General features: G+C 33.9%; 14 protein-coding genes. 8 read left to right on the top strand and 6 right to left on the bottom strand.

What is annotated here, in order from left to right; translation table 11 throughout:
• The first annotated feature begins 4 nt into the window (after positions 1 to 4).
• The 4 genes from secG to AAHF52_RS06445 are packed head-to-tail and all read left to right on the top strand — an operon-like array spanning position 5 to position 2689.
• Positions 5 to 325: a preprotein translocase subunit SecG gene (gene secG, locus AAHF52_RS06460; RefSeq protein ID WP_213863938.1), complete on the top strand. Its 321-nt coding sequence runs from the start codon at positions 5 to 7 to the stop codon at positions 323 to 325.
• Complete coding sequence (locus AAHF52_RS06455; protein ID WP_007302592.1) at positions 325 to 1932, top strand: CTP synthase; 1608 nt, start codon at positions 325 to 327, stop codon at positions 1930 to 1932. Before secG ends, AAHF52_RS06455 begins: the two co-directional genes overlap by 1 nt.
• A 38-nt stretch (positions 1933 to 1970) precedes the next feature.
• Positions 1971 to 2264: a hypothetical protein gene (locus tag AAHF52_RS06450; RefSeq protein ID WP_007302591.1), complete on the top strand. Its 294-nt coding sequence runs from the start codon at positions 1971 to 1973 to the stop codon at positions 2262 to 2264.
• 17 nt (positions 2265 to 2281) lie between these two features.
• A complete protein-coding gene (locus tag AAHF52_RS06445) occupies positions 2282 to 2689 on the top strand; it encodes a nucleoside deaminase (RefSeq protein WP_010404879.1) in 408 nt (135 codons plus the stop codon).
• 473 nt (positions 2690 to 3162) lie between these two features.
• Here AAHF52_RS06445 and AAHF52_RS06440 read toward each other — a convergent pair whose 3' ends face one another.
• Positions 3163 to 5388: a hypothetical protein gene (locus AAHF52_RS06440; RefSeq protein ID WP_342068402.1), complete on the bottom strand. Its 2226-nt coding sequence runs from the start codon at positions 5386 to 5388 to the stop codon at positions 3163 to 3165.
• 429 nt (positions 5389 to 5817) lie between these two features.
• Between AAHF52_RS06440 and AAHF52_RS06435 the strand changes: the two genes are divergently transcribed.
• Together AAHF52_RS06435 and ccmA are read left to right on the top strand one after the other, a co-directional pair.
• Positions 5818 to 6249 carry a hypothetical protein gene (locus AAHF52_RS06435; protein WP_052265043.1) on the top strand — a complete coding sequence of 144 codons (432 nt, stop codon included), beginning with the start codon at positions 5818 to 5820 and terminating at the stop codon, positions 6247 to 6249.
• A gap of 3 nt (positions 6250 to 6252) precedes the next feature.
• Positions 6253 to 6876, top strand: coding sequence for a heme ABC exporter ATP-binding protein CcmA (gene ccmA / locus AAHF52_RS06430; RefSeq protein WP_007302587.1), 624 nt, complete (start codon positions 6253 to 6255; stop codon positions 6874 to 6876).
• 62 nt (positions 6877 to 6938) lie between these two features.
• Here ccmA and argS read toward each other — a convergent pair whose 3' ends face one another.
• The 3 genes from argS to AAHF52_RS06415 all read right to left on the bottom strand — a co-directional run bounded on the left by argS (position 6939) and on the right by AAHF52_RS06415 (position 9635).
• On the bottom strand, positions 6939 to 8639 hold the full coding sequence (gene argS / locus AAHF52_RS06425) for an arginine--tRNA ligase (protein ID WP_264376755.1): 1701 nt from the start codon (positions 8637 to 8639) through the stop codon (positions 6939 to 6941).
• A gap of 134 nt (positions 8640 to 8773) precedes the next feature.
• Positions 8774 to 9352, bottom strand: coding sequence for a hypothetical protein (locus AAHF52_RS06420; RefSeq protein WP_149168816.1), 579 nt, complete (start codon positions 9350 to 9352; stop codon positions 8774 to 8776).
• An 85-nt stretch (positions 9353 to 9437) separates the two neighbouring features.
• On the bottom strand, positions 9438 to 9635 hold the full coding sequence (locus AAHF52_RS06415; RefSeq protein ID WP_230609140.1) for a hypothetical protein: 198 nt from the start codon (positions 9633 to 9635) through the stop codon (positions 9438 to 9440).
• 25 nt (positions 9636 to 9660) lie between these two features.
• On the opposite strand from AAHF52_RS06415, the gene AAHF52_RS06410 reads away from it, so the two are divergent.
• Positions 9661 to 9825, top strand: a complete 165-nt coding sequence (locus tag AAHF52_RS06410) for a hypothetical protein (protein WP_167470124.1) — start codon at positions 9661 to 9663, stop codon at positions 9823 to 9825.
• 82 nt (positions 9826 to 9907) lie between these two features.
• Here AAHF52_RS06410 and AAHF52_RS06405 read toward each other — a convergent pair whose 3' ends face one another.
• On the bottom strand, positions 9908 to 11605 hold the full coding sequence (locus tag AAHF52_RS06405) for an ABC transporter ATP-binding protein (protein ID WP_264376754.1): 1698 nt from the start codon (positions 11603 to 11605) through the stop codon (positions 9908 to 9910).
• A gap of 159 nt (positions 11606 to 11764) precedes the next feature.
• Positions 11765 to 12463, bottom strand: coding sequence for a bifunctional demethylmenaquinone methyltransferase/2-methoxy-6-polyprenyl-1,4-benzoquinol methylase UbiE (ubiE, locus tag AAHF52_RS06400; protein ID WP_006012444.1), 699 nt, complete (start codon positions 12461 to 12463; stop codon positions 11765 to 11767).
• 149 nt (positions 12464 to 12612) lie between these two features.
• Here ubiE and AAHF52_RS06395 point away from each other — a divergent pair, with 149 nt between their 5' ends.
• Positions 12613 to 13761 (top strand): Bcr/CflA family efflux MFS transporter, encoded by a 1149-nt coding sequence (locus AAHF52_RS06395; RefSeq protein WP_214303343.1) that lies wholly within the window; start codon positions 12613 to 12615, stop codon positions 13759 to 13761.
• The last annotated feature ends 50 nt before the right edge of the window (positions 13762 to 13811 follow it).

Below are 13811 nucleotides of genomic sequence, written 5' to 3'. Positions count from 1 at the left end.
CATAATGTCAGTAACAGTACTTAGTGTACTTCAAATAATATTAGTTGTTGTATTGGTAATTTTAGTACTCCTGCAGCCACCTGGAAGTAGTTCATTAAGTGGCTTTAGTAATTCACAACAGCAAATGAATTCAATAATTCCGGTAAAGTCTTCTGAAAATCCACTCAGTAGAATAACTTCTATAGTTGCTGGATTGTTCATTATAAATACACTGTTACTATCAGGATTATGTTCAAAAGATGTACATAAAAAATCAATTGCAGAGAAGATTATATCAGAAAAGAAGCAAGAAGGCCAATCAACTTCTGTTCCATTTGAAAATTAATGAAAGAAACCAAGTTTATCTTTGTTACAGGTGGAGTTGTTTCATCACTTGGTAAGGGTTTAGTTGCTTCAAGTGTGGGAGCACTTCTTCAAGCTCATGGATTCAATGTTCGCATCAGAAAGCTTGACCCATATCTCAACATTGATCCTGGAACAATGAGCCCAGCTCAGCACGGGGAAGTATTTGTTACTGAGGATGGTGCTGAAACTGATTTAGACCTTGGACATTACGAGCGTTTTACTAAAATTAAAGCAACCAAGGACGACAATATAACAACTGGTAAAGTATATAATAAATTATTAAAGAAGGAAAGGTGTGGTGATTATCTAGGCAAAACTGTGCAAATCATTCCTCATGTGACAGATTTAATCAAATCTTTCATTTTTAATGGTACAGAAGATTTAGATTTTGTAATATGCGAAATAGGCGGAACCGTAGGTGATATTGAAAGCCAACCGTTTTTGGAAGCTATACGCCAAGTTAATTATAAACTAGGAAAGCAAAAAGTTATCCTTATTCACTTAACTTTAATACCATATCTCACTGCAGCACAAGAATTAAAGACAAAACCGACACAGCATTCAGTTCGAGAGTTAAACTCTGCGGGGTTACAACCAGATATTATATTATGTCGCAGTGAAAAAGAAATTTCCGATAATCAAAAAGAAAAGATAGCCAATCTTTGCAATGTTTCTTTATCTAACGTAATACCTGCTCCTGATGTAAACCATATATACGAGTTACCGTCCTTGTATAATCAATGTGGGCTCGGGGCACAAATTTTGGATCACTTTCACTTAAGTAAGCCAAAACCAAGCTTACCTGAATGGGACCAAATAGTACACTCTATGAAACATCCAACACAAGAAGTTATCGTTTCCATAGTAGGAAAATATACTGAATTTCCTGACGCATATAAATCACTGATTGAAGCATTAAACCATGGTGCAATTAGTAATAAAGCTAGAGTGAAGATAAATTGGGTCAACTCAAGAGAAGAGAATGGAAAATCTATAGATGCAAAGTTTATCAGAGAAAAATTACAAAGCTCTAATTCAGTCCTTGTTCCAGGAGGATTTGGTGATAATGGAATAGAAGGTAAAATATTAGCAATAAACTATGCCCGTGTAAATAACATTCCTTTTTTAGGAATATGTCTTGGTATGCAGCTTGCAGTGATTGAATTTGCTCGTAACGTTATTAAGCTTGAAGATGTACACTCTGAAGAATTTTATACTTGCAAACACCCAATCATCAAGCTCGCTGATGGTAAGAACGTTGATCTTGGTGGAACCATGAGACTTGGAACATACAAGTGTAATGTAAATCCAAATTCAAAAATGGCAAATGTGTATAGTAGTGTCACTATTTCAGAAAGACACAGACACAGATATATAGTTAATTTAGATTATAAAAATAACTTAGAAGAGAATGGAATGATATGCAGTGGTATATCAGAAGATAAAACATGCATAGAGGCAGTGGAGCTAAAAAATCACTCATGGTTTATTGGTGTGCAATTTCATCCAGAATTTCAATCAAGACCATTTTCTCCTCATCCTCTCTTTACATCATTTATTAAGGCAACTATTGACAATAGAGTTTAATAGAACTTAATAAACTCTATTCTAATAGAGAGGTAAAAATGTTACTAAGAAATAGTAAAGATAGCATTACATATGGATCTGCGACCTTCGAGGAATTGAATAGGCATGTAGAACAAATAATATATAAATTAGAGGAGGATCAAATTATAGAGGATATAATGGAAGAAGTAGTTGTAGCTATAAACGAACTAAAATCGGTAGAAGAAATAAAAAAATATTTAAAGCGAGAAATAGATAGCCTTGTAAAAAGGACAATAGTCCTTAGTGAATTCTATAACCTAGAAAAAATAGAAAAGCCAAGAAAAGAAAATTATATTTACCCAAGCACCTAATGTTTAAGTACCAATACATGGAACTTGCCATAGAGCAAGCAAAACTTGCTCAGAAAGATGGCGAAGTGCCAATAGGCGCTGTAATAGTTAATGGAAACAATATCATCTCCTCTGCACACAATATATCTAATGATCCAACTGCACATGCAGAAATGTTAACAATTAGACAAGCATTTTCAACTTCCACGCTTTATGAAGCTGAAATGTACGTAACGTTAGAGCCGTGCCCGATGTGCGCTCAAGCTATCTCTTTTGCAAAAATTAAACGTCTGTACTTCGGGGCTTACAATCCCAAAGGTGGAGGAGTTGAAAACGGCACTAGAATATTTCAATTCTGTAACCACATACCTGAAGTTTATGGTGGAATATTAGAAACAAAATGTTCTCTTTTATTAAAAGATTTCTTTGAGAAATTGAGAACTTAGTTTAAGATGTGTGAGATTGTTTCAATATTTTTTGAGTAAAATCTGTATTATAACTCTTTCGTATATTTGACCAATCTGCTCATGCAACGTACATAAGGGATGTTATTACGATAACTCCGTTGCAGAAAAGTTTACTCAAAAGGGAGCTTCTTATTGATACTTCTCAACGTTCTGTTCAGCAAACTAGAACTTCCATATTTGAATACGTAGAAATTAGATTTCTTGCACTACTGGAATTTAAAGAGTTTCAGCGCGTAACGCTGGAATCTAGATTTTCTTGCTAAATCCCAGACTGGCTGGTTATGCAAAAAATCTATTTTTTATCATAAATAACTTAAATATTATATTATAAACTCTGCTAAATTTATTCTCACAACAAAAACTTCTTCTCTACTTTTTTTTGAGTAAGGTCACCAACTCTATTTTTCTACAAAAGTGTTCTCTGAACTAAAAAATCCAGAGAACATTCTCTCTTATATCAACTCATTATCAATGGGAAAAGAACCAACCTCATTATCATAAGAGTAAGGAGTTGTTCTTTGCACATTATTAAAGACAGCTTTTAATAGTACTTCCTTATCACTATCCCATGCAACTTTCTCCATAATTGCATTATAATCTTTACACTTTTGATCATTTCCACAGTCCCTGATTTTACCATTAAGCTTTAGATAAGGCTTTAATGAATTATAGTGTACTTGAGTATTATTGCCCTCTTTATCTATCATATTCCCTGCGTTATTAACAATTATCAATGGTGCAACTTGTTTCGCTTTCACAATACTTGCTCCACCGGGGTCTTTGATGAGATCAGGACATGATTCTCTAGAAAAAAAATTCTTGTTTAATTCTTTATTAGCATAATCATTGCCAGATTGGCAGAAACTCTTAACCTTCTCGTCCTGACAAGCTAACTCTCGTGGACTATCAATACATTTAAGACATTTCGTATTACCAAAGTTGGCTGCTGAACTAATAGTATCAGTAAAGGCAAATTTAAAATTTACTACACTATAAATACCCTCTGATCCCTTTTCTATATATGGCAAAATTTTAGAATTACTATACATCTCAGGATAGAGTTCTTTTAATAAATCAGATGTATTAAAACCTTGACAACCTATCTTATTATTCGATTTATACAAAGTAGCCTTAGGCCCACAAATTCCTGGCAGGCTAAGATCTGGTGTTATTTCTCGAGATGTAATTTCTCCACTTTCATTCCCTACTTCATTGGTAACATGTTTGCCTCTATCATTTTCATTCCCTACTTCATTGGTAACATGTTTGCCTCTATCATTTTCATTCCCTACTTCATTGGTAACATGTTTGCCTCTATCATTTTCATTCCCTACTTCATTGGTAACATGTTTGCCTCTATCATTTTCATTCCCTACCTTAATACTAGGTTTATCTGTACCGATTCTTTTCTCATTTTTACATTCTTCAGCTGCTTTTTTATACCACTCAGTCTCTGCTTTTGCCATGTTAATTTTACACTTTAAAAGTTCTTCTTTTACTCCTTCAATCTTACTCTGCATCACTTCTTCTTTCTCCTGTTCAATTTTGTACCTCAAAACTTCCTCTTTTGCTGCCTCAGCTTCATTCTTAGTTTGTTCTACCTTCTCTCTTTCTTCTTGAACCTGTAATTTTAACTCATCAACTTCTGCTTTTGCTGCCTCAGCTTCATTCTTAGTTTGTTCTACCTTCTCTCTTTCTTCTTGAACCTGTAATTTTAACTTATCAACTTCTGCTTTTGCTTCATTCTTAGTTTGTTCTACCTTCTCTCTTTCTTCTTGAACCTGTAATTTTAACTTATCAACTTCTGCTTTTGCTTCATTCTTAGTTTGTTCTACCTTCTCTCTTTCTTCTTGAACCTGTAATTTTAACTCATCAACTTCTGCTTTTGCTGCCTCAGCTTCATTCTTAGTTTGTTCTACCTTCCCTTTCTCTTCTTGAATCTGTAATTTTAACTTATCAACTTCTGCTTTTGCTTCATTCTTAGTTTGTTCTACCTTCCCTTTCTCTTCTTGAATCTGTAATTTTAACTCATCAACTTCTGCTTTTGCTGCCTCAGCTTCATTCTTAGTTTGTTCTACCTTCCCTTTCTCTTCTTGAATCTGTAATTTTAACTCATCAACTTCTGCTTTTGCTTCATTCTTAGTTTGTTCTACCTTCTCTCTTTCTTCTTGAACCTGTAATTTTAACTCATCAACTTCTGCTTTTGCTGCCTCAGCTTCATTCTTAGTTTGTTCTACCTTCCCTTTCTCTTCTTGAATCTGTAATTTTAACTCATCAACTTCTGCTTTTGCTTCATTCTTAGTTTGTTCTACCTTCCCTTTCTCTTCTTGAACCTGTAATTTTAACTTATCAACTTTTGCCTCAGCTTCATTCTTAGTTTGTTCTACCTTCTCTCTTTCTTCTTGAACCTGTGACTTTAATTCACTAGCTTCTGCTTCTAATTTTGTAATTTCTCTTTGTGATTCCACAGCATCTTTTTTACACTGTATTAACTTATCTTTTGCCTTCTTAGTTTCATCTCTACAGTCACGAAGTAAATCTTCTTCTGATTTATCATCCTCTTTTTCCGCAACCTGATCTCCTAGATTTTCGACTTGCTCACCCTCTTCACCATAAAAAAGTTTGTTGGCATATAAATTACTATTATTAACTTGATCGCTATAGATATTGTTTGACATTGTGACCTCCTATATAGTCAAAACTGGAATTAAATTAGAGTATAAAAGCTAGGAATTCAACATGGGTAAAAGAAACCACAGCTCAGGAAATCTAAGGTTAACTCAGAAATTATTATAAGCCAAAATGATTAAAAATTTTATAACTTATATTGTAGATCTAGCATGATAACCAACAATTATTCAATTTCCACCTTACTCACCAGCTTGACACAGTCCATCTTTATTCATTAGAGAGCCGTGATTCCTCTACTCTCCAATGATTAATCACTTGTCAGTTTTGAGTGTAGTAGTTGATAGCCTGTACGTAAATACGTTGCTTTTGTCCTTTAGAAATTTTTAGTCTACTATCTTTATCCAGAAAAAAATTGTAAAATTTCTATAGTTATGGTATAATTGTAAATACCGCTTGCCAATAAGCTGAGTATAAAAATGCCGTTCGGACAAATCATTACATATAGCACGATATTACTTGCTATAATTGCAGTATCTCTCTTTTTGAGAAAAATATACAAAAATCATATTAGGAAAATTATATTTCCTCTAAAAGTTCTCAAAGAAGAGTGGGAAGAAAATAGAAGATTTAATGAATTGTATCAAAAAAATAAGCAAAAAGAGTTGATGAAACAACAGGAAATGCTAAGGGAGAAACAAAAGAATATGCAAGTTTACAAAGAAGATCTAGAAATAGTTGATATAGCAAAACCGTTAGGTAAATGGACAAAGATGGTTATGATGGGTAATAGTTTAATGAAACATTTTGCACAATTGATACACAGAGAAGGTGATAAGAAAGGATTTTGGGAGCTATTTATAAAAGCTCAGTCTTCAACTAAGGGTAAATATAAAGGAAAAGGCAGATAATCCATGCTTGAATGTAAAAATCTATCCTGTGCTCGTAATAACAAAGTATTATTTAAAAACCTCAATTTTAAAGCTGAGCCAAAATCAAAAATCTTAATCACTGGTCCAAATGGTAGCGGCAAAACCAGCTTAATCAGAAGTTTATCTGGACTCTTACCGCCAGTATCAGGCAATATAAGATACTACGGAAAAGACATATATGATGATCCAAAATCCTTTATATCTTCCATGGTTTACGTAGGACATAAAAACGCCTGTAAAGATAGCTTAACAATTGGTGAAAACATAGAATTCTGGGCAAGAATACGGAACACTAGAGAATCAGTTATGGCAGCTGCTTATTGTTTAGAGTTGCAACCTGTATTTAACATTAGATATGGTGAACTTTCTGCAGGCTGGAAAAGAAGAGTTGCGCTTGCCCGCCTTTTAATTTCTAATGCAAATATCTGGCTGATAGATGAACCTTTCTGTAATCTTGATAGCACAACATGTGAATTAGTATTGAACCTAATCTCAATACGCTCTGAGCAGAACGGTACAGTAATTATTACAGGACATAGCTCTACAGAACAATTGTGTGACTTCAAGACAATCGACATACGTGATTTTAACAGACCTCTTGTATAATTTTTGGCCTTATTGTACTTACATCAATAATTTATTATCACATTTAATATTACGCATTAAAATTAACTCATCTCTTTCAAAGGCTCTATATTAAAAATCGAAAGTCCAGAAGCAATGACGTGTGCTAAGGCTTGGACGAGAAACATTCTTGCAGCGGTGAGATTTAAGTTATTCTCCAGTATAAACCTCATATTTAAATCACTTTTGCCATATCCCCATAAAACGTGAAACGCTTCTGCAACTTCAAGTAAGTAGAAAGTAATTCTATGTGGCTCACAAAGCCTTGCCGCTATTTCTACCACATCTGGCCACTTTGCTAAGATTTTTATGAGGAAGAGCTCCCCATCGGTCTTTAAAAGTGAAGGATCTGCTGTTGGGAGCTCTTTTGGAGCATTACGCATTAACGAATGAGCACGGGCGTGCGCATATTGCACATAAAAAATAGGGTTGTCTTTTGATTGTTCTTTAACTTTAGCAAAATCAAAGTCCAAGACCATATCATTCTTGCGTGTCAGCATTATAAAACGAGTGATATCCCTGCCAACTTCCTCCACTACATCTCTTGCTGTTAGGAAGTTTCCTGATCTTTTGGACATCTTAACAGGTTTTTCATTCTCGAAAAAATTCACAATATTATGCAGTTTTACCTCTATTTTTGCTTGATCATCACTGAGCGCAGAGACGACTGCTTTTAGCCTTTTGACATAACCACCGTGGTCACTACCAAGCTCTACGATCATATTGTTAAAACCACGCGATATCTTATCAAAATGGTAAGCGATATCTGAGGCAAAATAAGTCCAACTGCCGTCCTCTTTCTTCAATGCGCGGTCAACATCATCGCCAAATTTTGTAGAGCGAAATAACATTTCTTTTCTGGAAGTCCAATTTTCACTTTCTTTGCCTTTTGGTTTCTCCAGGTACCCTTCATACACTAGACCCTTGTCAGATAATATCTTTATACTCTCTTCGATTTTGCCACGTAGCTCATACTCTGAAGTAAAGACATCATGATTTACTCCAAGCAAGCTCATGTCCTCCTTTATGAGTTCTAAAATAGAACTTAAAGTATATTCTCTAATTATCTGGTTATCTTCCTCTGCTCTAAGCTCCTTGCCATATTTTTTAGCTAATCCCTCTCCTATTGGCTTTAAATATTCACCTGGGTATAAACCCTTTTCAATGCTAATTTTTTCTCCCAGAGCTTCCTTATACCGCAAATATACTGACCGAATTAGCGTATCTATCTGTGCTCCAGCATCATTGATATAGTACTCCTTAGTAACATTATAGCCAACTTTCTTTAGTAAATTTGCCAGAACATCACCAAACACTGCTCCTCTTGCATGACCAATATGCAGAGGGCCTGTTGGATTTGCCGATACAAATTCAACATTGACAGCTTGATTATTTCCAATATTTAGAGTGCCAAACTCTGTTTTTAGCTCATTTATTTGTTTCAAAATCCCATGCCACACTTCTATTTTTAAGTGCATATTGATAAAACCGGGGCTTGCTATTTCCACTTCTGCAACTTCATCAAAAGGTTTAAATTCTCTTGCTAAGATCCCTGCAATCTCAATTGGATTCTTTTTTTCATGCTTTGCAAGCACCATAGCAACATTTGTGTAAATATCACCATGTGCTCTATTGCTTGGAGGTTCCACAATAAAATTTTCTGCACTTGTATTTATGACACCCCTTTGTTTCAACTCATTTAATTTGCTGGAAATTAGAGAGGAAATCTGCTTGAAAATGTTCATTCACTATACTGCTATAAAATCTATAGCAGTATAGCAAATAAGTGGGGCTAGTTGAAGTTATGATTTTCTCTCTACTCTTTGTTTGGTGTAAGGCAACCTTTTCTGGGTCTTTTGAAACCCAGAAAAATTATAGTTTACATTAAGTCGTTGCTGTCACTATAGTGACGGAAAGCCATACTTTCGCTTTCACTAAAATAAGCATTCCCTGTACCTTCATTCCCTGTACCTCCATTTTTCTCTTTCTCCAGTTCATTCTTAATACTTTCTTTTAGCTCATTCTTAGTCTTACCACTAATCTCAAACTTAAGACCTTTTTCTAGTTCATTCTTAATATTTTCTATCAGTTCATTTTTAGTCTTATCATCAATCTCAAACTTAAGACTTTTCTCTAGTTCATTCTTAATACTTTCTTTTAGATCATTCTTAGTCTTATCACTAATCTCAAACTTAATACTTTTCTCTAGTTCATTCTTAATATTTTCTTTCAGTTCATTTTTAGTCTTATCATCAATCTCAAACTTAAAACATTTTTTCAGTTCATTCATAGTCCTGTCATTAATCTTACACTTAAGATCTTTACCACATTTATCATGAATCAACTTACTCTTATTGACTTTACAATCATCCAACTTTGTAAACAAATTAACTCTTACCATATCATTTACAAAACATGTATTAGTTGGCATTGGATGAGCATAGGCGCTTTTAAACATAAAATAACTCCATCAATAAATAAATTTATCAAACAATTAAACATAGAATAATGTGTGTACTAACAATACACACATTATATTACTTTTATAGAAAATAAATATTCGAGTCTGCCGCTTGTGTATTGTGATCAGTAGCAAGAACCATGATTATGCTAGAGTTCAATGCATCCACACATTTATCACATTCAGTATTGTCGTAACATTTACCCACAATTTTGCCATCTGAAATCCTAAGGTCATTTCTAGTACTCGCAATAATTTCCCCACATTCCTTAGAACTCATACCTGTTTCATCAGAGGTTTTCAAATTGAGAATCTTATCCGTTCCTGGCAAGGTTGATATTGCAAGCTTTTTTATGTCAAATGGTATCGATTTATCATCATCTTTAGATTCAGGCTTAGGTTCAGGCTTAAGTTCCGGACAAGGTGGACAAGCAGGAGCAGGTGGACAATATGATATTATTATAAGTTAAAATAATTAAAGATTTAATAGTTTTAGTTATCAATCTAGCATAACAACCAACAAGTATGACTCAAATTTTCTTTCAACTTCTACTATATCTTCACCAATTTTGCATACAGCCCATCTTTACTCATTAGAGAGTCATGAGTTCCTACTTCCTCTACTCTTCCATGATTGATCACTATAATCTTGTCAGTTTTGAGTGCGGTTGATAGTCTGTGTGTGATTATAATTGTTGTTCTGTTTTGCATCAACTTGCTAAGTGCTTTTTGCACTAGGCTTTCACTTTTATAGTCGAGGGCGGAAGTTGCTTCATCCAGTATTAAAACCTGAGGATTTTTCAGTATTGCTCTTGCTATTATAATACGTTGTTTTTGTCCTTCAGAAAGTTTCAGTCCTCTTTTTCCTACAAATGTATCAAATTTATCCGGTAGCTTATCAATAAATTCCATCGCATAAGCGCTGATAGCAGCTCGCCTGACTTCCTCATATTCAGCACCCGGTTTGCCGTATAGTATATTTTCCATTATTGAGCAAGAAAATATCATGTGATCTTGTGGTACTAAGCCAAACAGCGATCTTAGATCATTTAGCGCAATTGTCTTAATATTCTGTCCATCGATAGTAATACTGCCTTCACTTGGATCGTGAAAACGGAGCAAAAGCTTTAAAATGGTGCTCTTGCCACTGCCAGATGGTCCAACAATTGATACTGATTGGCCTGCCTCTATAGAAAATGATACGTTATTTAATGCTGGCTTATCAGCATAAAAAAATGTTACATCGTTAAACGAAATTCCTTTTTGAACACTATTGATCCTTATAGGATTATCATTATCTAATATAGAGCTTTTCATGTTCATAAATTCAAATAAACGCTCTACAATTCCAAGACCTCGTTGCAAATCACTGATGTTATCGCTTAGATTGTTTACAGCCCCTGCAGCAAGTGCTGAATAAAACACAAATGAGGAGAGTTCTCCAATGGTCATATTATTACTTAAGACTTCTTTTATTCCCAAAAAAAGCAAAACAACTAGCGAACCTATCACACACGTGATAACTAGAGTTACTAAAATAGCACGCAAGAGTACTAATTTTACGTATGATTTTGATACTGAGTTTAGATGTTTCTGAAAATGGATTTTTTCATTTTCTTCGAGTACAAACGATTTGATAGTTACTATAGATCTAAAATTTTCCTCACTAAATGATGCAAGCTCACTTAATTTATCCTGAGCAAAGCGTGCATAATTGCGTACTTTTTTCCCAAGTGAAGTCATGACAATGAGCAGTATAGGTATTATTGCAGCTGCATATGCGGTTAAATGTAGATTTGTGTATAACAGCATTGCAACACTACCAGTTAGTACCACTGCATTCCTCAATATTGTCAATAAGCTGCTGTTTATTATCGATTGCAATGCAGAGGTATCAGTAATGAGTGCTGAGATAACATCTTGCACACCTGTATTCTCAAAGAAACTTGGTTGTAAATCAGTAATACTGCTATATAAGTCATATCTGATTCTTGCGATAACTTTTTCGCTTCCAATGCCAATGAAATATAACCGAATAAATGCAGTGAGAGAGATGCCTAAAACTATCAGTATTGCAACTAATAGATTAGTAGTAAAATTATGCTCTGCGCCAGAATCAATTATGTTGCTTAAGCCCCTACCAAAAAGAAGAATCGTTAAAGCTGAAAATAGAACTGCAATAAACGCTACGGTAAAATAATGTAAACTAGGTTTTATATAGTAAAATAACTGCTTAATGTTAGATTGCATTTTATTTTAAAGTTAAGTATTTAGCTTCAGGAAAAAGTTACAGCATTAGTCTACAGTGTACTTCCTTAGAACAATACGTTCAAGAAACTTTAGCTTCTGAAGGAAAAACGCTGCGAAATTACAGAAAGTTAGCAAAAAAACTACTGAATAGACCAGAGTTTATTTTGTTCCAATATGTAATGCTACTATTCCATAACTCATATTGTGGAACTCAACATTCTTAAAGCCTACCTCTTCAATTTCCATTTTAAAGTTAGTCTGAGTTGGAAATTCTCTTATGCTTTTTACTAGATATTCATAAGAACCCTTATCTTTAGCAACTATGCTGCCAATTTTAGGAATTACTTTAAATGAGTATAAGTCATAAAATTTGGTGAATATCTCATTTTGATAATGCATAGGGGCAAATTCCAAGCAGACAAATTGTCCATTTTGCTTCAATACCCTATATGCTTCACTTAAAGCCTTTTTACGGTCAGAAAAGTTTCGAATACCAAAAGCTACTGTATAATAATCAAATTCAGAATCTTCAAATGGTAAGCTCTCTGCATTTGCACATACCCAATTGAAATTTAGCTGATTTGAATTTATTGCTTTATCACGCCCTTTGTCCAGCATGTTTTGATTTATATCACATACTGTAACTTGAGCACTTGGTTCACCTCTTGCTATTCTTATAGCTATATCTCCGGTTCCTCCAGCAATATCCAAAACCTTGGAGTTCTTTTTAAAATGCACACTACTTACCATCTTCTCTTTCCATAGCCTGTGCATTCCAAGACTCATTATATCATTCATGATGTCGTAGCAATTTGCTACAGAATCGAAAACCTCTTTAACTAGTTGTGATTTATCCATATTTTATATAGAGATTGCTTACATAATTATTTTAAACTTTAGCAGTTAAATTAATATACTAATGAGAAAAATATACTACAATTAAACATATTTAATCCAGTAAATCATTAGTGTCGACAGCTTTTTCACAAAATATCATCTCTCTTATTATGATATTATCTGTAGCAGTTGTTGATATGGCAACAGACTTATACTCAGTTGCATTGCCAAGTATTGCCAACTATTTTAAGGTGAAAGGTAATATAGCGCAGCTTACGATCAGTTTAAATTTATTAGGAATTGCAATATCTGGATTAATTTATGGCCCATTGTCAGACTATTATGGTAGGCGCCTAATAATGCTTATTGGTATGACAATTTTTACTTTGGCAAGTATTGTATGTTGCATAGCTGATAATATTATACTTTTAATATTAATCCGTTTTATACAAGGAGCTGGAGCTGGTGTTGCAGGCGTTGTCGGATATGCAGCAATCAGGGATATGTACTCAGGTAGTGAATACTCAAGAGTAATCTCAAAGTTAAATATGGTAGTAGCGCTTTCACCTGGAATAGCTCCAGTGGTAGGCAGTTATATAATTTCACATGGTTATAGTTGGAAATTTTTGTTTTTTATCATATCACTTGCTGCAATTATTATGCTCATTTTTATTTACTCGAAACTACAAGAAACGGTGACCGTAAATAAAAGTAAAGCCAGCATTAATATCTTCAAGCAGTATATATTAATATTTAAGAATTATCGTTTTCTTGGGTTTTCAGCCATTCATGGATTAACTTTCATGTGGCTTTGGGCATACATTGCTAACTATCCGTTCATATTTGAATCAATGGGTATTGAAGTACAATATTTTGGCTATCTCATATCAATCATAGTCATATTTTACGTAATCGGCACTTTAATTAACAGAAGGTACGTACCAAAAATAGGAGTGAGCAAGATGCTAATCATAGGTTTGGTATTACCAATAATATCTGATGGTTTATTGGTATATTTTTATTTCATGAACAAATTGAACGTACTTATTCTTCAAGTTCTTTGGATTCCAAGCAATATAGGACTTGCACTCGTAATCAGCAATAACGTAACTTCTGCTTTAGAAACGGTCAAAAGTATAGGGCTTGGTAGTGCAGTTCTCTCATTTTGCAATATGATGTTTGGGGCTGTTGGAATATACATAGTAGGAAAATTCTTTTCTTATGGCATTTTACCAAATTTACTATTAACAGTTGTATGTTCTATAATTGCAATTCTTATATATAGTTTACTTAAATATACTGAAAAACACGAAGGATAATCATTATTTCTACAACCCAGATTTCATGAATTATTAATTACCTTACTATA

Source organism: Wolbachia endosymbiont (group B) of Melanargia galathea (assembly GCF_964030625.1).
Classification (GTDB): Bacteria; Pseudomonadota; Alphaproteobacteria; order Rickettsiales; family Anaplasmataceae; genus Wolbachia.
This window is presented reverse-complemented; position numbering and strand designations above follow the sequence as displayed.

Bases quoted from the DNA above. Each gene is read 5' to 3' on its own strand.
- secG (WP_213863938.1), top strand. From the start codon at position 5: ATGTCAGTAACAGTACTTAGTGTACTTCAAATAATATTAGTTGTTGTA.
- AAHF52_RS06455 (WP_007302592.1), top strand. From the start codon at position 325: ATGAAAGAAACCAAGTTTATCTTTGTTACAGGTGGAGTTGTTTCATCA.
- AAHF52_RS06450 (WP_007302591.1), top strand. From the start codon at position 1,971: ATGTTACTAAGAAATAGTAAAGATAGCATTACATATGGATCTGCGACC.
- AAHF52_RS06445 (WP_010404879.1), top strand. From the start codon at position 2,282: ATGGAACTTGCCATAGAGCAAGCAAAACTTGCTCAGAAAGATGGCGAA.
- AAHF52_RS06440 (WP_342068402.1), bottom strand. From the start codon at position 5,388: ATGTCAAACAATATCTATAGCGATCAAGTTAATAATAGTAATTTATAT.
- AAHF52_RS06435 (WP_052265043.1), top strand. From the start codon at position 5,818: ATGCCGTTCGGACAAATCATTACATATAGCACGATATTACTTGCTATA.
- ccmA (WP_007302587.1), top strand. From the start codon at position 6,253: ATGCTTGAATGTAAAAATCTATCCTGTGCTCGTAATAACAAAGTATTA.
- argS (WP_264376755.1), bottom strand. From the start codon at position 8,639: ATGAACATTTTCAAGCAGATTTCCTCTCTAATTTCCAGCAAATTAAAT.
- AAHF52_RS06420 (WP_149168816.1), bottom strand. From the start codon at position 9,352: ATGTTTAAAAGCGCCTATGCTCATCCAATGCCAACTAATACATGTTTT.
- AAHF52_RS06415 (WP_230609140.1), bottom strand. From the start codon at position 9,635: ATGAGTTCTAAGGAATGTGGGGAAATTATTGCGAGTACTAGAAATGAC.
- AAHF52_RS06405 (WP_264376754.1), bottom strand. From the start codon at position 11,605: ATGCAATCTAACATTAAGCAGTTATTTTACTATATAAAACCTAGTTTA.
- ubiE (WP_006012444.1), bottom strand. From the start codon at position 12,463: ATGGATAAATCACAACTAGTTAAAGAGGTTTTCGATTCTGTAGCAAAT.
- AAHF52_RS06395 (WP_214303343.1), top strand. From the start codon at position 12,613: ATGATATTATCTGTAGCAGTTGTTGATATGGCAACAGACTTATACTCA.